Source organism: Arthrobacter sp. K41 (assembly GCF_059089645.1).
Genome location: NZ_JBNHEW010000003.1, coordinates 55,636 through 74,468, shown reverse-complemented (window position 1 = coordinate 74,468; position 18,833 = coordinate 55,636). Strand labels below are relative to the sequence as shown.

The 18,833-nt window shown below is 66.2% G+C and carries 16 protein-coding genes and 1 pseudogene; 13 read left to right on the top strand and 4 right to left on the bottom strand.

What is annotated here, in order from left to right; all coding sequences use genetic code 11:
- Nucleotides 1-63 precede the first annotated feature (63 nt).
- Nucleotides 64-1,407, top strand: coding sequence for a M16 family metallopeptidase (locus AC5RTE_RS07960; RefSeq protein ID WP_494040859.1), 1,344 nt, complete (start codon nt 64-66; stop codon nt 1,405-1,407).
- 62 nt (nt 1,408-1,469) lie between these two features.
- A complete protein-coding gene (locus AC5RTE_RS07955; protein WP_494040858.1) occupies nt 1,470-1,985 on the top strand; it encodes a DUF1579 domain-containing protein in 516 nt (171 codons plus the stop codon).
- Between the two features lie 14 nt (nt 1,986-1,999).
- Here AC5RTE_RS07955 and AC5RTE_RS07950 read toward each other — a convergent pair whose 3' ends face one another.
- The 3 genes from AC5RTE_RS07950 to moaA form a co-directional block, all read right to left on the bottom strand.
- Entirely contained in the window at nt 2,000-3,769 is a 1,770-nt protein-coding gene (locus AC5RTE_RS07950) for an HNH endonuclease signature motif containing protein (RefSeq protein WP_494040857.1), read from the bottom strand.
- Nucleotides 3,770-3,830: 61 nt separating this feature from the next.
- Entirely contained in the window at nt 3,831-4,097 is a 267-nt protein-coding gene (locus AC5RTE_RS07945) for a MoaD/ThiS family protein (protein ID WP_494040856.1), read from the bottom strand.
- 5 nt (nt 4,098-4,102) lie between these two features.
- Nucleotides 4,103-5,227: a GTP 3',8-cyclase MoaA gene (gene moaA / locus AC5RTE_RS07940; RefSeq protein ID WP_494040855.1), complete on the bottom strand. Its 1,125-nt coding sequence runs from the start codon at nt 5,225-5,227 to the stop codon at nt 4,103-4,105.
- A 318-nt stretch (nt 5,228-5,545) separates the two neighbouring features.
- On the opposite strand from moaA, the pseudogene AC5RTE_RS07935 reads away from it, so the two are divergent.
- From AC5RTE_RS07935 to AC5RTE_RS07905, 7 genes and pseudogenes are all read left to right on the top strand, one after another.
- Nucleotides 5,546-6,990: pseudogene (locus AC5RTE_RS07935) on the top strand (molybdopterin-dependent oxidoreductase).
- Between the two features lie 21 nt (nt 6,991-7,011).
- Nucleotides 7,012-8,319 carry a molybdopterin molybdotransferase MoeA gene (locus AC5RTE_RS07930; RefSeq protein WP_494040854.1) on the top strand — a complete coding sequence of 436 codons (1,308 nt, stop codon included), beginning with the start codon at nt 7,012-7,014 and terminating at the stop codon, nt 8,317-8,319.
- Complete coding sequence (moaC, locus tag AC5RTE_RS07925) at nt 8,307-8,801, top strand: cyclic pyranopterin monophosphate synthase MoaC (protein WP_494040853.1); 495 nt, start codon at nt 8,307-8,309, stop codon at nt 8,799-8,801. Before AC5RTE_RS07930 ends, moaC begins: the two co-directional genes overlap by 13 nt.
- Nucleotides 8,798-9,322 carry a MogA/MoaB family molybdenum cofactor biosynthesis protein gene (locus AC5RTE_RS07920; RefSeq protein WP_494040852.1) on the top strand — a complete coding sequence of 175 codons (525 nt, stop codon included), beginning with the start codon at nt 8,798-8,800 and terminating at the stop codon, nt 9,320-9,322. The genes moaC and AC5RTE_RS07920 overlap by 4 nt, the downstream gene beginning before the upstream one ends.
- Nucleotides 9,312-9,791: a molybdenum cofactor biosynthesis protein MoaE gene (locus AC5RTE_RS07915; protein ID WP_494040851.1), complete on the top strand. Its 480-nt coding sequence runs from the start codon at nt 9,312-9,314 to the stop codon at nt 9,789-9,791. Before AC5RTE_RS07920 ends, AC5RTE_RS07915 begins: the two co-directional genes overlap by 11 nt.
- A 131-nt stretch (nt 9,792-9,922) precedes the next feature.
- A complete protein-coding gene (gene dapB / locus AC5RTE_RS07910; protein ID WP_494040850.1) occupies nt 9,923-10,693 on the top strand; it encodes a 4-hydroxy-tetrahydrodipicolinate reductase in 771 nt (256 codons plus the stop codon).
- 2 nt (nt 10,694-10,695) lie between these two features.
- Nucleotides 10,696-11,172, top strand: a complete 477-nt coding sequence (locus AC5RTE_RS07905; RefSeq protein ID WP_494040849.1) for a hypothetical protein — start codon at nt 10,696-10,698, stop codon at nt 11,170-11,172.
- A gap of 46 nt (nt 11,173-11,218) precedes the next feature.
- Here AC5RTE_RS07905 and AC5RTE_RS07900 read toward each other — a convergent pair whose 3' ends face one another.
- Nucleotides 11,219-12,454, bottom strand: coding sequence for a heparan-alpha-glucosaminide N-acetyltransferase domain-containing protein (locus AC5RTE_RS07900; protein ID WP_494040848.1), 1,236 nt, complete (start codon nt 12,452-12,454; stop codon nt 11,219-11,221).
- Between the two features lie 85 nt (nt 12,455-12,539).
- Between AC5RTE_RS07900 and AC5RTE_RS07895 the strand changes: the two genes are divergently transcribed.
- The 4 genes from AC5RTE_RS07895 (at nt 12,540) to AC5RTE_RS07880 (ending at nt 18,829) form a co-directional block, all read left to right on the top strand.
- A complete protein-coding gene (locus AC5RTE_RS07895; RefSeq protein ID WP_494040847.1) occupies nt 12,540-12,902 on the top strand; it encodes a hypothetical protein in 363 nt (120 codons plus the stop codon).
- A gap of 279 nt (nt 12,903-13,181) precedes the next feature.
- Entirely contained in the window at nt 13,182-14,090 is a 909-nt protein-coding gene (dapA, locus tag AC5RTE_RS07890; RefSeq protein ID WP_494040846.1) for a 4-hydroxy-tetrahydrodipicolinate synthase, read from the top strand.
- A 41-nt stretch (nt 14,091-14,131) separates the two neighbouring features.
- Nucleotides 14,132-15,823, top strand: coding sequence for a ribonuclease J (locus AC5RTE_RS07885; protein WP_494040845.1), 1,692 nt, complete (start codon nt 14,132-14,134; stop codon nt 15,821-15,823).
- A 135-nt stretch (nt 15,824-15,958) separates the two neighbouring features.
- Nucleotides 15,959-18,829 carry an FtsK/SpoIIIE family DNA translocase gene (locus AC5RTE_RS07880; protein ID WP_494040844.1) on the top strand — a complete coding sequence of 957 codons (2,871 nt, stop codon included), beginning with the start codon at nt 15,959-15,961 and terminating at the stop codon, nt 18,827-18,829.
- Nucleotides 18,830-18,833 lie beyond the last annotated feature (4 nt).

Sequence of the window (18,833 nt, the reverse complement as noted above, 5' to 3'; positions counted from 1 at the left end):
TCCACCGGCCCCGCCGCTGTTACGATGGCAGCCAGATCCCGGCTGCCCCTTTGAAAGGCCTCAATGACTGTAGTACCCCTGCCGCTCGAGCAGAACCACCGCGGCAACACCCTGGTCCACGGTTCCGACGGCGGCTCCGAGGTCCGGCGTTCGGTATTGCCCGGGGGAGTGCGGGTGCTGACAGAGGCAATGCCTGGCCAGCGCTCGGCCACCATCGGTTTCTGGGTGGGCGTCGGATCCCGTGACGAGGCCCCGGGACAGCACGGCTCCACCCACTTCCTCGAGCACCTCCTGTTCAAGGGAACCAGGCGCCGTACCGCGCTGGAGATCGCCTCGGCCTTTGACGAGGTGGGCGGGGAGTCCAACGCGGCCACAGCCAAGGAAAGCACCTGCTACTTCGCCCGGGTCCTGGACTCGGACCTGCCCATGGCCATCGACGTCATCGCCGACATGATCACCGGAGCCGTCCTGGATCCGGCGGAAATGGAGCAGGAACGGGACGTCATCCTCGAGGAAATCGCCATGGACAGTGACGACCCCACCGACGTCGCGCACGAACACTTTGTCTCGGCAGTGCTCGGCAGCCACCCCCTGGGCCGCCCTATCGGTGGCACACCGGACGCCATCAAAGCCGTGGCCCGTGACTCCGTGTGGGAGCACTACCAGAGGTATTACCGGCCGGATGAGCTGGTGATCACCGCAGCCGGCGGCTTGGAGCACGACGTCGTCTGTGACCTTGTGGTCAGCGCCCTTGAGTCCGCCGGGTGGTCGCTGAAGAGTGACGCCGCGCCGGTGGAGCGGCGTTCCACTGACCGGGCCCTGATTACGGGGACCGCCGGACTCCACGTGGTCAAGCGGGCAGTGGAGCAGGCGAACATCATCATGGGCTGCCCCACCATCGTTGCCACCGACGAGCGGCGTTATGTCATGAGCGTCCTGAACGCCGTGCTCGGCGGTGGGATGTCTTCGCGCCTCTTCCAGGAGATCCGGGAGAAGCGCGGTTTGGTCTACTCCACCTACTCCTTCGCTTCCTCCTACGCGGACGCCGGCTACTTCGGCATGTACGCGGGCTGCACCCCGTCCAAGGTGCGGCAGGTCCTGGAACTGCTCGGCGCGGAATTGGACAAGCTTGCGGAGCATGGAATCACAGAGGACGAGCTGCGCAAGGCTGTAGGCCAGCTCGGCGGCGGCATCGTCCTGGCCCTGGAAGACACCGGGTCGCGGATGTCCCGGCTGGGCCGGGCAGAGCTCGTCTCCGGGGAGTACCAGGACATCGACGAGACCTTGCGGCTGATCAAATCCGTCACGGCCGAGCAGGTACAGGATCTTGCTGCGGAACTTGCCGCGGCGCCGAGGACTGTGACCGTGGTGGGACCGTTCGAGGAGACGGAAACTTTCGGTCTGTGACCGCGGCAAAACAACAACGCATCCCGCAAACGGCAGGACTTACGCTCCGGAAGTGAGGGCCAGTGGAACGGACGCAGTCCGGCGGATTGCCGGGCGCCCTGGCTGCGTTCCTCGGTCACTGGCGCGGGAGCACCCGCCTTGCGGCTGGTCCCTGGGGGCCCGAGCGTACTGTTGATGCCGAAGTAACCTATACGCGCGTGGCAGGCGGTTTCGCGGTGGTCCAGAGCTACCGCCATGTCGAGCCGGACGGCGCGCATTTTGAAGGGCACGGGATGTTCACCGTGGATCCGGATCATCAGGACGTCCTGTGGTACTACGTGGACGGCGCCGGCCCGGCGCCGGACGCACCGGTCCGCTGTTTATGGCATGAAGGGGCCCTGCGGGTGGAACGGCACGGCAGTGCAGGGTGGACCCGGCACACGCTGCGCGTTGACGGCGACGTGCTGACCCATGTGACGGAGTTGCGTCCGCGCGGAGATGACGCTGTACGGGAAAGTGGTCTTGCGGAGCGCGTAACCGCTGATGGTACTGGCACGGCATACAGCCCCTTCATGACGTCGTGGTTCAACAGAGACTGACATTCGGGCCCCGTTCAGGACAGGATCAAGTCCCAATTCCTTACCGGATCCGGCGGCAGGACGTATGGTTTCGCGTAAAAGTCCTCCCACACAGCATCGTCGGGCGGAATGTCGTCTGCGTCGACGAGGTTCTGGTCCGAAGGTTCTTCGTACGGAGGTTGAACGTACGGAGGTTGAACGCTTGGAGGCTCCTCGTACTGCGGTGGCGAGTCCCTCCCTTCAGCTAGAGGCGTCGGGGTGTCGGTTGAAGCGTCTGGCGAACTCCATGGCTCACGCCCAGCGAAAGCCGCGGGCCAGTGTGGTGGTTCCTGGTCGGGTTGTTCGCTTTTGTAGTGGCGGCCGGTGGGTGAGGTCCAGCCGGGTGGTTCGTTTCGGGTTGCTGGTGTGGGTGCCCATGGGGTGTTGTGTTTGAGGCGGTGGTGTTTGGGGCAGAGCTGGGCCAGGTTGTTGATTCCGGTGGTTCCGCCGTGGTGCCAGGCCTGAAGGTGGTCGGTTTCGTTGTCGGGGGTGCGGTTGTTGCAGCCGGGGAAGGTGCACTTACCGTCCCGCATCCGCAGCCAGCGCTTCATCGTTTCGGGGAGCCGGTAGCTTTTGCGGCCGATCTCCAGGGGCGTCCCATCCCTTGGGTCGACCAGGACCCGGTAGAAGGAGTTTGCCCCGTCCGCAACCAGTTTCCGGGCCATGGATGCCGGGATGGGGCCGTGCCCGTCGAGCATGGCGGGTTCGTCGATGAGGCCTAGGAGCGCGAACACCGGGACGGTGACCAGCACCTCGGTCCGGGGGGTGGGCACTTCAGCGCTTGGCTGCCCTGACCCGCCGCCAACGGTTGGTGCCGCGTTCCCGGCGGGAACGGGTCCGGTTGGAAGGACCCGAGCGCCGGGTACCTGCGTGCCGGGTACCTGTGTGCCGGGTTCGCGGGGGCGGAGTATCCGGTTGCAGAGGATGTCGGGGCGGAGTTGGGCCAGGGTGCGGGGTTCGTTGGGTCCTTGCAGGCCGCGGGCGGTGGCTGTGATGTTGTTCCACAGTGCAGAGGCTTTATCCGCGGGCAGGTAAGCGGAGATCCAGGCCATGCCGTCCCGGTCCGGGCTGTATTCGATCCGCCGGTCGGCGGCGCTTTTGTTGTGGCGTGTTTCGAGGGATTCGGGGTGGTGGCGTTCGCGCCAGGTCCGTACTTTGGCCCGGAACCGGGAGGGGATCAGGTCCCCGGCGGCGGCTCCGCGGGCGGGGTTGGGTGCGTCGGGGTCCAGGAAGTGCGCGGTCAGGGCGGTTCCGCCGGCGGGGCCCAGGGTCTCGGTTTCGTCGGCGATGATCCGGGCGTGTTGCCACGAGATGGTGCCGGAGGACAGGGCGTCCATGGCCAGCGGCAGGGTGCAGAGCTGACGGGACTGGGTGACGAGCGCTGCGGCTGCGGGGGAGCTGATGGTCAGGATGCCGGCGATTTCCTCGATCGCGGACATTTCGGCGTAGGTCCGTTCGTGCACGGGTGCTTCCGGCGGGGTCATCGCGTGTTGGAGGTCGAGGGCCTCGGCGGCGTCCCGGGCTTTCAGCCCGGCTATTTGTGCTTCGAGTTTCGACAGCAGCCCCAGCCGGTCCAGCCGGAGCTCGTAGGCGCGCTGCAACACATCAATTCCGCCACCAACACCGCTACCGGCAGAGGCACCAGCGGCGCCAGCGGTCAGGGCGGCATCCTCAAGAAACAGCGCATCCAGGCCGGCCACGGAGGCATGAACACCCTCCATCGCTGCCGCTGTCCCCGCGCCGTTTTCCATACCGACATCATCCATCGAGGCACCGACAATTCCAGGCGGGATGCACAGTATGGCCGCCCGGAAGGCCTTGAGGTTCCTAGCCTCCAGCGAAAGGAGGCAGGACATCCACTACGTCGTCTGCACCCACAACTACAGACTGGTCCCTCACCGCCACCTCGTTCAGCAGGAAGCTGCTCCGGGACAAAATGCGGGGCAGCGGGGGAGTGCCGGCGGGAGGTTCGGGGCGCTCCACGGACAGAACCGTTTGCAGCAGATCAGCGACAGTGGAGCCCGGCGCAAGGTCGAAGCTCTCTTCCTCAAGCCCTGCAGCGGCGCGTGCGGCAGCGAAGTAACGTACGTTCAAAAGTGTCAGCCCCCGATGGCGCTCATGCTGCGGTCCGGCTGGACGAAGTCCGGAGCATCAAGTCCCACGTGGTCCATTCCGTGGGCTCTGGGTTTGATCCACATCGCGTCCTGCCACCGCCGGGCCAGAGCGTCGTCGGTAGCACCGGAGCGAAGCAGGCCCAGCAGGTCGAATTCCTCACGGGAGAACAGGCAGCTCATGATTTTGCCCTCTGCCGTAATCCGGGTCCTGCGGCAGTCAGAGCAGAACGGTTCGGTCACGGAGGCAATAATCCCCACTGTTCCCAGCAGGGGACCAGCCGAACCAGCGGACGCGGAGTCCCGCCGTCGTACTTCAAAACGCTCCGCCGGGGCACCGTCACGGGCGCGGGGATCCGGGGTGAGGACAAACTCCGACGAGAGCAGTTCGCGGATTTCGGCCGCCGTAATCATGTTCCGCCGCGTCCAGCCATGGTCTGCGTCCAGCGGCATCTGCTCGATGAAGCGGAGTTCGTAGCCACGCCCCAGGGCCCATGCCAGCAGTGAGGAAGCCTCGGCATCGTTGATGCCCCGCATCAGGACAGCGTTGAGCTTCACCGGGCCCAGGCCCGCTGCCCATGCGGCATCCACCCCGGCCAGCACCTGGTTGAGGAAGGGCCTGCGGGTCAGCTGGGTGAAGGTTTCCTCGTGCAGCGAATCCAGCGAGACGTTAATGCGGGTCAGGCCTGCAGCCTTTAGCGCTGCCGCCTTTTTCGCAAGCCCTACGGCGTTGGTGGTCATGGAGATCGGCAGGTTGGGGTGGTTGCTGCGAAGGGCTGAGATGATGTCCACCAGGTCGTGCCTCACAAGAGGTTCGCCGCCGGTGAGCCGCAGTTCGCGCACCCCCAGCTGCTCCACGCCGATCCGCACAATACGGACAATCTCCTCTGCTGACATGACCGCCTGTTTCGCCAGCCATTCCAGGCCCTCGGCAGGCATGCAGTAGGTGCAGCGAAGGTTGCATTTGTCCGTCAGGGACAGCCTCATGTCCGTGGCACGGCGCCCGTAGCGGTCGGTGAGCCCCGCCGGAGCATCGCCGGGGCGGGCAGCGGGAACCGGGGGCAGGGGTGCTGCTTCCTCCCGCGGCTGGGGCATGCCTAGCTGGACACTCATGAATTCAGGCTACGCCACGTTGGGTTGTGCATCACACCTCGTGACGGACGCAGGTAAAGCTGCAGCCGGAGAATCTGGGACGGGACCGGCGCCACGGGGACTCTGCAAACCTATGCTGGGAGGGTGGACACCACCCAGCCAAGGCAGGCAAAGGCAACGCTCGACGGCGGGCCGGGGTTGCAAAAGCACGGGGCGCCTTCGTTTCCGCCCCGGTCAGCTCCACCCCGGTCAGCGCAACGCCGGAACCGTGGGTGGGCGGCGGCAGCCGGGAGTGCGGCGGTGGGCAGCGCGGTGGTGCTGGGCGAGCTGCTGGCTGGCATGTTTAGTCCGTCGTTGTCGCCGCTGACCGCTGTTGGCGGCGCCGTCATCGATGCTGTCCCTCCCGCGGTGAAGGACTGGGCCGTGGGGCTGTTCGGGACGGCGGACAAGGTGGTTCTCCTGGCAGGAATGGCCCTGGTGATGGCTGTGCTGGCCGGAGTGGTGGAGCAGCGCCGCCGCTTTGTTGGCGTCGCGGTGGTTGCCGCCTGCGGGCTGGTTGGCCTGGCAGCCGTTTTGACCCGCGCCCAAACCACCGCCATCGCGGCTGCCCTGGCGGTCCTCACTGCCGTCCTCGCCTGCGTCCTGCTGCGATACCTGATGGGCCGGCTGCAGGAATGGGGAAGGGAAGAACCGCCGGGAGGAACCGACGCCGACCCGGCACGCCGCCGCTTCTTGCAGGCCGTGGCAGGAGGAGCCGCGTTCACTGTCATCGGCGGAGCGCTGGCAGCGAAGTGGCGAGGTGCTTCAGCAGTGGCTAGCGAAGCCAGGAGCCGCGTAACCCTGCCCACTCCCGCTTCAGCGGCGCCGGCCATACCTCCAACTGCTGAGGCGAAAGTCGAGGGCATGCAACCGCTGGTCACGCCCAACGCCGACTTCTACCGTATCGACACAGCCCTCACGGTTCCCGCCGTAAACCCGGATACCTGGGTGCTGAAAGTAACCGGACTGGTGGACAGGGAGGTCGAGCTGCCGTTCGCGGAACTCCTGGCAAAGCCCCTGGCTGAACGCCACCTGACCCTTGCATGCGTGTCCAACAATGTGGGCGGCAACCTCATAGGCAACGCCCGCTGGCTGGGCTGGCCGGTCCGGGAACTGCTCGCGCTCGCCGGGCCGCTGCCCGGCGCGGACATGGTGCTCTCCCGAAGTGTGGACGGCTGGAGCGCGGGACGCCGCTGGAGGTCCTGACAGACGGCAGGGATGCGCTGCTCGCCGTCGGAATGAACGGGGAACCCCTGCCCCTTGAACACGGATTCCCCGTACGGCTGGTGGTACCCGGACTCTACGGTTACGTGTCGGCCACCAAATGGGTCACGGAGCTTAAGGTCACCAGGTTCACCGATGATGTTGCCTATTGGACACCGAGGGGTTGGTCGGAGCGGGGTCCCATCAAATGCTCGTCACGGATTGACGTGCCCCGCAGCGGCCGGGCGGTGAAGGCGGGCACTGTGATGTTCGGCGGCGTCGCCTGGGCGCAGCACGCAGGCATCGGACGGGTGGAGCTCCGCGTGAACCGTGGGCCGTGGCAACAGGCTGACCTGGCGGAAGGCATCTCGCCGGACACTTGGTACCAATGGAAGCTCGGCATGGAACTGGTTGAAGGGCAGTACGAGGTCCAGGACCGCGCCACAACTCTCGCAGGCCAGGCACAGGACGAGCAGAGCAGGCCTGTTGCGCCCGACGGAGCAACAGGGCTGCACACCATTAGAGTGGACGTGAAACCCTGATGGCCCACTGAAGGCGGAACCATGACCAGCCCTCAACCGCATGGAACATCCCTGCGCCCAACAGCAGAGCAGGCAGAGCACCATAGCCACCAAGCCGGGCATAACGGGCGTCAACCCCGGCACCAGGCAAGGTCCGTCGCTGAGCACGCCGCCGCCGTCGTCGAACTGCTGCGCCCGCTGCAGTCACCGGACAGGACCGAAGCGCTGCCACTGCACGCGGCCCTCGGCCGGGGACTGGTCAGCGACGTCCGCGCTCCCATCAGCCTGCCGCCCTTCGCCAATTCACAGATGGACGGTTTTGCCATTCGTTCCGCGGACGTCCCCGACGGCGGCGCGGAACTGCGGGTTATGCCTCCCGTTCCAGCGGGCGCCAGCCCTGCACCCCTTGAACCTGGGATGGCCGCTCCGATCATGACAGGGGCGATGCTCCCCGAGGGGGCCGACGCCGTCGTCCCTATCGAGCGGGCCGTTCCTGACCGTTTCCTGCCCCACGGTGAGCAGACAACGGTAAAGCTGCCACCGGCAGCGGCGGGCACCTTCGTGCGGGCTGCCGGAAGCGACGTGGGGGCAGGTGGAACAGCATTGGCGGCAGGCACCTGCCTGGGCCCTGCCCAGCTGGGACTGCTGGCGGCGCTGGGCATCCCGGAAGTGGCAGTCCGTCAAGCCCTGACCGTACTGCTGGTGACCACCGGGGACGAAGTGGTGGAACCGGGCAAGGAACTTCCCGTTGGCAAAATTTACGATTCCAACGGCACGCTCCTCGAAGCTGCCATGAAGCAGGCAGGACTGCAGGTGCGCCGCGCGGGAATCGCCGCCGACAACCCCGAGGCGCTTCGCACGCTGCTGCGGACCGAAGGAGACGGAACGGATCTCATTGTCACCACCGGCGGCGTCAGCAAAGGCGCGTACGAGGTGGTGCGGCAGGCCATGGAGGACCAGCCGGTGGAGTTCCTGCATGTGGCCATGCAGCCGGGCGGCCCGCAGGGGATCGGCAGCTTCGAAGGGCGGCCCTTCCTGGGTTTCCCGGGCAACCCCGTCAGCTGCCTGGTTTCCTTTGAGATGTTCCTCCGCCCCGTCCTGGCAAGCCTGTTTGGTGCTCCCGCGCCGCGCCTGCCCCTCCGCGCCCGCCTTCGGCATCCCCTGACGTCGCCCGCGCATAAGCACCAGGTCCGCCGCGGCACCCTCCAGCCCGACGGAACCGTGGAGCTCCAGGGCGGGGATAGTTCGCACCTGATGCATGCGCTCGCCGGTTCCAATGTGCTGGTCCATGTCCCTGATGGAGTGGACGCGCTCGCGGCAGGGGCGGAGGTGGAAGTATGGATGCTGTGAATGCAGAACAATCCCCGGCCGCACTGACGCACCTGCGCCAGGACGGCAGCGCCCAGATGGTGGATGTCTCCGCCAAAGCCGAAACCACCCGGGAGGCCACCGCCACCGCCACGGTCCGCACCACCGCGGAGGTCATGGGTCTGCTCGGCTCCGGCGGCCTGCCCAAGGGCGACGCCCTGGCCGTGGCACGTGTAGCCGGAATCATGGCCGCCAAAAAGACCCCCGAACTGATCCCGCTGTGCCATCCGCTGCCGCTGTCCAAGGTCACCGTGGACTTCCAGCTCGCCACCGATGCGGTCTCGATCCTGGCCACGGTTAAGACCCGCGGCGTGACCGGGGTGGAAATGGAAGCGCTCACGGCAGCCTCCGTCGCGGCCCTGAGCGTCTATGACATGATCAAGGCCGTCGACAAGCACGCCGTCTTGGACGACATCAAGGTACTGGCCAAAAGCGGCGGCAAGAGCGGGGACTGGACGCTGTGACCAGCACTCCCAACGCCCCCGAACCCCACCGCCACGGAGACGTACAGGGCCGAAAGGCCGGCGTCGTCATCGCCTCCACCAGGGCCGCCGCCGGAATCTACGGCGACGAAACCGGCCCCGTGATCACCGACTGGCTCACCGAACACGGCTTTGACGTGTTTCCGGCCATGGTGGTTCCCGACGGCGAGCCGGTAGGCGCAGCCATCCGGGCCCTGCTGACCCAGCGCCCCGCCGTCGTGATCACCAGCGGAGGCACGGGCCTGAGCCCGGACGACCGCACCCCGGATGTCACGCTGCCGCTGCTGGACCGCGAGATCCCCGGCATTATGGAAGCGGTCCGCCGCGCCGGGGCAGCGAAGACACCGCTGGCGGCCCTTAGCCGCGGCTACGCCGGCGCCGCCGGCGAGACCTTCATCATCAACCTGCCCGGCTCACCTAAAGGGGTCATGGACGGACTGAGCGTCCTGGACCCGGTGATCGGGCACCTGTGCGACCAATTGGAAGGCGGACATGGGCACTGAAACAGTATTCGAGGTTGTCAACGCTGTCCTGAGCGCGGAACCCATTTCCGTTGACCAGGCCATCGCGGCAGTGGAAAGTGACACCGCGGGTGCGGTGGTCAGCTTCAGCGGCGTCGTGCGGAACCACGACGGCGGCAAGGCAGTTGAGCGCCTTAGCTACACCGCTCACCCCACGGCTCACCAGGCGATGGCCGACGTCGTCGCGCGCCTGGTTGCCGAACAGCATGCCCAACAGGGCGGGAGCGGCGCCGCCACTTCCTCCCGGCCCGTGCGGATCTGGGCGGCCCACCGGATCGGCATGCTGGACATCGGGGACCCGGCGCTGGTGTGTGCCGTGTCGGCAGCCCACCGGGGCCAGGCGTTCGCGGTCTGCTCAGAGCTGGTGGACAGGATCAAGGAACAGGTTCCCATCTGGAAGGAACAGTTCTTCACCGACGGAACGGTGGAATGGGTGGGCGCAGGTAGCTGACGCTGCCGTGCTCCTTGACTGCCGGACCCACCCGGTGTCCCGGCATTGTCATTGTGGTTTACGGGTTCCTGCGAGGTAACGCACACTCCGCGGTTCCCGTGCCCCGCAGGCCCACCGGTAGGGTTAACGCCATGACCGAACAATTTTCCGCGCCCTTGCCCGTTGCCGTGCTGGGCGCGACCGGGCGCATGGGCGCCGAAGCAGTTAAAGCCGTTGAAGCCGCCCCGGACATGAAGCTCGTGGCCGCCCTGGGCAGGGGTGACTCGCTGGACCAGCTCGCCGCTGCAGGTGCCCGCTTCGTGGTGGACGTGACGGTCCCGGAAAGCACGGAAGCGAACGTTCGCTTCGCCGTCGAACACGGCATGCACGCTGTCGTGGGCACGACCGGTTGGGACAACGGCAAGCTGTCCGCGCTTGAGGACCTGCTGGCCCGCCACCCGGAGGCCGGTGTGCTCATCGCACCCAACTTTGCCCTCGGCTCGGTGCTGGCCTCTGCTTTCGCCGCGAAGGCATCCAGGTACTTCGAATCCGTGGAAATCATCGAACTGCACCACCCGGACAAGGTGGATGCGCCGTCGGGCACCGCAGTCCGCACCGCGCAATTGATCGCCGCCGAACGCAGCGCCGCGCAGGTTCCGCCAAGCCCTGACGCCACCACCAGTGAACTCGCCGGTGCACGCGGTTGCGTGGTGGACGGTGTGCGGGTCCACAGCGTCAGGCTTCGCGGCCTCGTCGCCCACCAGGAGGTTCTCCTCGGCAGCGCCGGCGAGCAGCTGACCCTGCGCCACGATTCCTTTGACCGCGCGTCCTTCATGCCCGGCGTGCTGCTTGGCCTGCGCAATGTCGCCGCGCACCCAGGGTTGACCGTGGGCCTGGACGGCTACCTGGACCTGGGGCTTTAGCCGTGGGCGGAGTGCTCGCCGGCTTCCGAAAGAACCGCACGAAGATTTGGGTAGGGGCGGTAACCCTGCTCCTGGTCTTTTACCTGGTGGTGTCTTTCCAGCGCTCGGTCCTGCTGCTGACAGACAGCAATCCTGCCGCTGTGGCCATCGGAGCGGCCTACCTCGTGCTGCCGGTGATCGGTGCCTGGGCGCTCGTCCGGGAACTGATGTTCGGGGCCCGCACCGAGCAGATGGCCAAAGTCCTCGAGGCTGAAGGCGGGCTTCCGGTGGACGAGCTGCCCAGGACACCTGCAGGCCGGATAGTCCGTTCCGCTGCCGATGCCGAGTTTGAAAAGTACCGGGCGGAAGCGGAAGCGGCACCGGAGGACTGGCGGTCCTGGTTCCGCCTCAGCTGCGCCTACGACGCCGCCGGCGACCGCAAGCGCGCCCGCGCCGCCATGCGCGACGCCGTCAAGCTCTTCAGGGGCGTTCCGGCCTAGCCCTATCGATCAAACGCCGTACTGGTGCCCGCGGGAGGGGCGTGCGCTAGCGGATGGCTTTGACGCCGCCCCGGCCAACTTGGTTCGCGGCGTGCCCGAGCCATTCCAGGGGCCCGCGCCACTTCAGCAGCACAAACACGATCCCCACCATCACTGCACTGGCAGCCTGGGCGAAATACATTGCGTCCTCCGTCCAGCCGGCGGGGAGCGGCTTCAGGTAGAAAGCCGACGCCACCCATACGTGGACGGAATACAGGGTCAGGGTCATGGCGCCCGCACCACGCAGGGGCAGCAGCAGGTCCAGGGCCACCCACTCGGCCAGCCTGCCCAGCAGGAGGAAGGCCCCAATCACCGCCGCCGCCACCGCTGAGGTATGCAGCAGGTCAAGCGGGGTGCCCGAGTGGGGCGCAGCGGACGCCAGCCACCACCAGGACCCCTCCTGCGGGATGCCCGTCAGGTTGACCTGCAGAACGTTGTGCAGCGGGTAGCCGGGGGAGTCCAGCAGCTTTTCAAGGGCGGCCCGGCCGCCCCACTCCTCCATGGTCGCAGTGCCCAGGGCCTTGGCGAGCACAGCAATCACCGTGCCGCCCGCCAGCAGCACCCAGGGGACCAACGGCCTGTGGAGCATCAGGCGGCCGACGACGAGCCCCACCAGCAGATAGGACAGCCACTGGAGAACGGGGTAGTAACCCGTCAACAGGAGGTCGGCCAAGAGCCGGGCAGGCGTTGACAGGTCCTCCCAGGAGGGATTGTGTCCCAGCCTCAGCGGGGGGTTCGCCGCCAGCAGCCAGGGGCGCAGCAGGTATGCCAGTACCGGCGAGGCCAGGATCCAGCCCGCCGCCCAGACCAGGAGCGGCCTGAGTTGCATCCCCAGGAACGGCAGGACACACAGGAAGAGCACCGCATAGTGGACCAGGATGATTGCCAGGTTCACCTCGAGGCCACCCAAGGTCAGCCCGACGGCGGCAATCACCAGGGCCCGCAAGGCTATTCCGCGCCTCGCTGCCGAAAGGCTGGAACCATCCAGCGGCTTGTGCTTTCCCGTGGACAAGGCGAGGCCGACTCCTGCAAGGACTGCAAAGAGCGCAGCTGCCCTGCCCGAAAAGGTCAGGCCGACCCAGGTGGGGGTAAGGTCGGCGTTTGACTCGAACGTGGGGAGCAGGTGAGTGGCCATCATTCCCAGCAGGGCCAGCCCCCGTGCTGCGTCGATGCCGTGGAGCCTGCCCGGGACGGCACGGGCGGCGGCAGCCGCCCTTGAGGTGGCGGCATTACGGGAGGTCATGACCAGATCGTCTCACACCGCCTTGATCTGAGCTGTCGGAGTGCAGACCTTGTATTCGAATATACGTTCGAATAATATTGGCGGCATGCAAACCCCATCACCCGAAATCCCCGCCTCGGATTTTCCCCACGCCGGGCCACTGAAGGCCATGAGTCCCGGCGTGGTTGACTACCTCTTCCGCCAGCTGGTGGCTGGAAAGTCTTCGGAAGATGTCCAGTGGGAAAGGGAAGGCGTCAGCCTGTCCGCGCAGCCGGAGGGGGCAGAACTGGCCCGCCGGCTCGGCGAGACGGATATCGACGCCCTGACTCCGGTTGAACTGTTCCACTACGTCAGGGCAGCCCAACGGTTGACTGCGTGGGCGGAGGGGCTGCGGCAGGCCGCGGTCGGCAAGTATTGCAATCCGGGCGCGGGGGAGCCGCCGCGCGCTGGAAAAGGCCACAGCGGCTGAAGCGCGTTGCAGAGGACGGCTGCCTGGGATGGAAGCGTGGCAGGCACCTCCTCGGCGATGTCCGTGAGGTGTGCCGTCGAACCGGAATTACAGCCGTGTTGGGCTCCTACCGCGAAAGTGATGGCACAGCCCGGCTGGCATTGGTGGCCATTCATCCGGACGGGAGTAACAATCGGCCTTCAAGGTTCACCTGCAACACATGCCGGAAACCGGCTGTTTGACGTTCATCACGCCGCCCCTATTGTCCTAACCCGCCGGGGACAGGGTAACGTTTTTTCCATGGCTGACACTTCCGCGCGCATCCCTGCCCTTGGCACCCTCCTGACCGCCATGGTCACGCCGTTCGCAAAGGACGGGACAGTGGATTACCAGCAGGCAGCGGAACTGGCCTCCAAGCTCGTGGACGACGGCTGCGACGGCCTGGTGGTCACCGGAACCACAGGTGAAACCTCCACCCTTACGGACGAAGAAAACCTCGGCATGTTCCGTGCCGTGAAGGAAGCAGTCGGAGGCCGGGCGGCGATCATCGCCGGCACCGGAACCAACGACACCGCACACTCGGTGCACCTCTCCCGGCAGGCGGCGGCGCTCGGCGTCGACGGCATCCTGCTGGTGACCCCGTACTACAACAAGCCCAGCCAGTCAGGCCTGCGGGCACACTTCGAAACCATCGCCACCGCCGCCGATGTTCCCGTGATGCTTTACGACATCCCCGGCCGGTCCTCCATTGCGATCGAACCCGAAACCATGATCCGCCTGGCGCAGCACCCCAACATTGTGGCCGTCAAAGATGCCAAGGCCGATTTTGTTGCCGCCACCCGCGTTATGGCCGAGACCGACTTGCACTTCTACTCCGGCGACGACGGACTGACCCTGCCGTGGATGGCACTGGGTGCCGTGGGCCTTGTCGGCGTCACCACGCACGTGGCCACCCGCCAGTTCCGGGACCTCATTGATGCGGTCAACGCCAACGACCTTGAAACCGCACGGAAGCTCAACTTTGAGCTCCAGCCCGTGGTCCGCGCCACCATGACCAGGGTCCAGGGGGCCGTTGCGGCCAAACAGATTCTTAAATGGCAGGGAGTCCTGCCCAACTCGATTGTCCGTTTGCCCCTCGTGGAGCCGGACGAAGCCGAGATCGAAACCATCCGCGGGGATTTGGCGGAAGCGGGGCTGGTCTTTTCCTGAGGGCTGAGACCGGCACCCTTCCGCCTGGAAAGTAGTGCAATATGACCCAAATCGCCCTAACCGGCCTTGTCACCCCTCCGCGCCTGCCCCAGGGCACGCTGCGGATCGTACCGCTGGGCGGACTGGGGGAGATCGGCCGGAACATGGCCGTGTTCGAGATAGACGGCAAGCTGCTGATTGTGGACTGCGGCGTCCTCTTCCCGGAGGAAACCCAGCCCGGCGTCGACCTGATCCTGCCTGACTTCTCCTACATCGAGAACCGGCTGGACGACATCGTGGCCGTGGTCCTCACCCACGGGCACGAGGACCACATCGGCGCCGTGCCCTACCTGCTGCGCCTCCGCAGTGACATCCCGCTGGTGGGCTCGCAGCTGACGCTTGCCTTGATCGAGGCCAAGCTGCAGGAGCACCGCATCCGGCCCTACACCCTCACGGTCGAGGAAGGCCAGGTGGAGAAGTTTGGCCCCTTCGAATGCGAGTTCGTGGCTGTCAACCACTCGATTCCCGACGCCCTGGCCGTGTTCATCCGCACCGCGGGCGGCACCGTCCTGCACACCGGTGACTTCAAGATGGACCAGCTTCCCCTTGACGGCCGCATCACCGACCTGCGCCACTTCGCCAAACTCGGCGAAGAAGGCGTAGACCTTTTCATGTCTGACTCCACGAACGCAGACATCCCCGGTTTCACTACCGCGGAAAAGGAAATCGGCCCCACGCTGGAGCGGCTCTTCGGCCAGGCCACCAAGCGGATCATCGTGGCATCGTTTTCTTCCCACGTACACCGGGTGCAGCAGGTCCTGGACGCGGCCGCCAAGCACAACCGCAAGGTGGCTTTCGTGGGCCGTTCCATGGTCCGCAACATGGCCATCGCCGAAAAGCTCGGCTACCTTGATGTTCCGCCCGGGCTGATCGTTGACATCAAGAACATCGACAACCTGCCGGACAACCGCGTGGTGCTGATGTCCACCGGTTCCCAGGGTGAACCGATGGCTGCGCTGTCCCGGATGGCAAACGGGGACCACCGCGTGGTGGTGGGTGACGGCGATACCGTCATCCTCGCGTCCAGCCTCATCCCGGGCAATGAAAACGCCGTCTTCCGGATTATCAACGGACTGCTCAAGCTCGGCGCCGACGTCATCCACAAGGGCAATGCCAAGGTGCACGTCTCCGGGCACGCTGCTGCAGGCGAGCTCCTGTACTGCTACAACATCCTGGAGCCCCTCAACGCAATGCCGGTGCACGGTGAAACCCGCCACCTGATCGCGAACGGCAGGATCGCCATCGAATCCGGTGTTCCGGAAGCCAGCGTCATCCTTGCTGACAACGGCACTGTAATTGACCTCAAGGACCACCGGGCAGACGTCGTGGGCCAGGTCGAAGTGGGCTTCGTTTACGTCGATGGCTCCAGCGTTGGCGAAATTACCGACGCGGACCTCAAGGACCGCCGCATCCTCGGCGATGAGGGATTCATCTCCATCATCACCGTCGTCAACCGGACCACCGGCAAGGTGGTGTCCGGGCCCGAGATCCACGCCCGCGGTGTGGCAGAAGATGATTCCGTCTTCGATGACATTGTTCCGAAAATCAACGCCGCGCTGGAGGAAGCCGTCTTGAACCACGCGGACCACACCAGCCACCAGCTCCAGCAGGTGGTCCGCCGCGTGGTGGGTACCTGGGTCAACCGCAAGCTTCGCCGCAAGCCCATGATCATCCCCGTGGTGCTTGAGGCCTAAGAGCCCGGCACCGGCTCCGGCCCGTACTCCCGCCTGAACGGGGGTACGGGCCGGCGGCGTTTAAGCCTCCCGCCCACATACCGTCCAGCCCCCAAATCCCCGGAAAACCGGCCCTGTTCCGGTACCGTGGCTGGTATGGCCACTCGTACTACTTCCGCGCCCAATGGTTCCAGCAGGGCCGGCTCCGGCAGCAAATCCGGCAGTTCCGGCGGCCGCAGTTCCGGCTCCACCGCAGCGAAAACCACCGCAGCCAAATCCGGGCGGAGCGGGAGCTCCGGTACGGCGCGGACCCGCCAGCTTCCCGCCGTCGAACAGCACCAGCCCTGGCTGCTGCGGGTAGTGGGCGGAGCATGGCTGGGCATGGGCCACCTTGTCGGCGGGGGAGTGCGCCGCATCGGCCATGATGTCAGCGACCTTCCGGCCGACGAGCGCCGCGACGGTGCCGCCCTCTTCAACCTGGCACTGGGTGTCTTCATCGCCACCTTCGCCTGGTGGGGACTTACCGGCTGGTTCCCGGACGCCGTCTACAGCGTGGTGAACGGTACCTTCGGCTGGATCTCACTGCTGCTCCCGCTGATGCTTTTTGTCTGTGCCTTCCGGCTCTTCCGCCACCCCTCTGACGGGCGGGGCAACAACCGGGTGGGCATCGGCTTCCTCATCATGGCCTTCGCCGGCTGCGGCCTGGCCCACGTTTTGGGTGGCCAGCCTACTGTCGCCCAAGGTTTTGACGGGCTCCGCCAGGCCGGCGGCATGCTGGGATTCCTGGGCGCTTCGCCACTGGCCGCCATCCATCCGGCCGTCCCCCTGGTTTTTTACGGGCTGCTGGCCTTCGTCTCCCTGCTTATCGTCACCGCCACTCCGTTCACCGCCATCCCGCGGCGCCTGCGCAGCGCGTACGAGCACCTCATGGGGATCGACCTCCTGGACCAGGAAAAGGACAGCGACCGCCACGACCGCAGTTACCTTGAGCGGACCCCGCCGGCCGCACCCAAGAAGAAGAAGCGCCGCCTGTTCGGCAAGGACGAGGACGCCGACGCCGGCCTGGAAGGCTATGTAGGCGACGAAGCCTTCGAGCACGCCGTCATCGACGACGACGAGCCCCAGCCGCCCCGCCCCGCCCCGGGCGTACGCCGTCCCACCCAGGCGGAGATCGCCGTCGAGAAAATCAAGGCGGCCCAGGGACTGGGTGCCGGTGCTTCCGCGCCAGCCGAGGAGAACGCCACCGAAGCCATCCCGATGATCACTCCGGGCATGTCCGCCCCCGGCGGACAGGCCGGCTCAGCGGCCCCCACCGTGCCTTCCAACCCTGTAGCCCCCGCTCCACCTCCCATCCCCATCCCGCAGCGGACCGAACAGCTGTCCCTCGCCGGCGACGTCACCTACACCCTCCCTGCCTCGGACTACCTGACGCCGGGCTCAATCCCCAAGGAGCGCACAGAAGCCAACGACGCCGTCGTCGCCGCCCTGACCGACACCCTTCAACAGTTCAACGTCGACGCCACCGTGACAGGCTTCAGCCGCGGACCCACCGTCACCCGCTATGAGATCGAACTGGCCCCGGGAACCAAGGTGGAACGGGTCACCGCGCTGTCCAAGAACATCTCCTACGCAGTGGCCTCCAGCGACGTGCGGATCCTCAGCCCCATCCCGGGCAAATCCGCCATCGGCATCGAGATCCCCAACACGGACCGTGAGACCGTCTCCCTGGGCGACGTGCTGCGCAGCCAGAACGCCCGCCGCACCGACCACCCTATGGTGATGGGTGTAGGCAAGGACGTTGAGGGCGGATACGTGGTGGCCAACCTCGCCAAGATGCCCCACCTGCTGGTGGCCGGCGCCACCGGTGCCGGTAAGTCCTCCTTCGTGAACTCGATGATCACCTCCATCCTCATGCGCGCCACCCCGGACGAGGTGCGCATGGTGATGGTGGACCCCAAGCGCGTGGAACTCACCGCCTACGAAGGCGTCCCGCACCTCATCACGCCCATCATCACCAATCCCAAGAAGGCCGCCGAGGCGCTCCAGTGGGTGGTCCGCGAGATGGACGCCCGGTACGACGACCTCGCCAATTACGGCTTCAAGCACATCGACGACTTCAACAAGGCCGTCCGCGCGGGCAAGGTCCACCCGCCGGTTGACTCCAAGCGCGTCATCCGCCCGTACCCGTACCTGCTGGTGATCGTGGACGAGCTCGCGGACCTCATGATGGTGGCGCCCCGCGACGTGGAAGACTCGATCGTCCGTATCACCCAGCTCGCCCGCGCCGCGGGCATCCACCTGGTCCTGGCCACCCAGCGTCCCTCCGTTGACGTCGTCACCGGCCTGATCAAGGCCAACGTTCCCTCCAGGATGGCTTTTGCCACCTCCTCCGTCACCGACTCCCGCGTGGTCCTTGACCAGCCGGGCGCGGAAAAGCTAATTGGCCAGGGTGACGCCCTCTTCCTGCCCATGGGCGCTTCCAAGGCCATGCGCGTCCAGGGCGCCTGGGTCACGGAGTCGGAAATCCACAAGGTTGTCGAACACGTCAAGGGACAGCTCCAGGCCACCTACCGCGATGACGTCGCCGCCGAAGCCCCCAAGAAGCAGATCGATGACGACATCGGGGACGACCTCGAAGTGCTGTTGCAGGCCACCGAACTGGTGGTCACCACACAGTTTGGCTCCACGTCCATGCTGCAGCGGAAGCTGCGGGTTGGTTTCGCCAAGGCAGGCCGCCTGATGGACCTGCTCGAATCCCGGGGCGTGGTGGGTCCCTCCGAAGGTTCCAAAGCCCGCGATGTCCTCGTGAAGCCGGACGACCTTGCCCCGGTCCTTGCCGCCATGAAGGGCCAGGAGGCGCCGAAAACGCCGGACGCCCAGACTGCAGCCCTCAGCGACAACGCCAACTCCAACATCGCCCAGGGCGGCTATGCGGAAGATCTCGTGGCCGCGGACCTGGACCAGCGGAAGCAGAATGTTGAATATTACGACGGCTCGGACTCCGCGCCGGGCGGCTATGACGACTAGGACG

Excerpts from the sequence above, each read along its gene's own strand:
- AC5RTE_RS07960 (WP_494040859.1), top strand. The coding sequence starts at position 64 with ATGACTGTAGTACCCCTGCCGCTCGAGCAGAACCACCGCGGCAACACC.
- AC5RTE_RS07950 (WP_494040857.1), bottom strand. The coding sequence starts at position 3,769 with ATGGATGATGTCGGTATGGAAAACGGCGCGGGGACAGCGGCAGCGATG.
- moaA (WP_494040855.1), bottom strand. The coding sequence starts at position 5,227 with ATGAGTGTCCAGCTAGGCATGCCCCAGCCGCGGGAGGAAGCAGCACCC.
- AC5RTE_RS07930 (WP_494040854.1), top strand. The coding sequence starts at position 7,012 with ATGACCAGCCCTCAACCGCATGGAACATCCCTGCGCCCAACAGCAGAG.
- moaC (WP_494040853.1), top strand. The coding sequence starts at position 8,307 with ATGGATGCTGTGAATGCAGAACAATCCCCGGCCGCACTGACGCACCTG.
- AC5RTE_RS07915 (WP_494040851.1), top strand. The coding sequence starts at position 9,312 with ATGGGCACTGAAACAGTATTCGAGGTTGTCAACGCTGTCCTGAGCGCG.
- dapB (WP_494040850.1), top strand. The coding sequence starts at position 9,923 with ATGACCGAACAATTTTCCGCGCCCTTGCCCGTTGCCGTGCTGGGCGCG.
- AC5RTE_RS07900 (WP_494040848.1), bottom strand. The coding sequence starts at position 12,454 with ATGACCTCCCGTAATGCCGCCACCTCAAGGGCGGCTGCCGCCGCCCGT.
- AC5RTE_RS07895 (WP_494040847.1), top strand. The coding sequence starts at position 12,540 with ATGCAAACCCCATCACCCGAAATCCCCGCCTCGGATTTTCCCCACGCC.
- dapA (WP_494040846.1), top strand. The coding sequence starts at position 13,182 with ATGGCTGACACTTCCGCGCGCATCCCTGCCCTTGGCACCCTCCTGACC.
- AC5RTE_RS07885 (WP_494040845.1), top strand. The coding sequence starts at position 14,132 with ATGACCCAAATCGCCCTAACCGGCCTTGTCACCCCTCCGCGCCTGCCC.
- AC5RTE_RS07880 (WP_494040844.1), top strand. The coding sequence starts at position 15,959 with ATGGCCACTCGTACTACTTCCGCGCCCAATGGTTCCAGCAGGGCCGGC.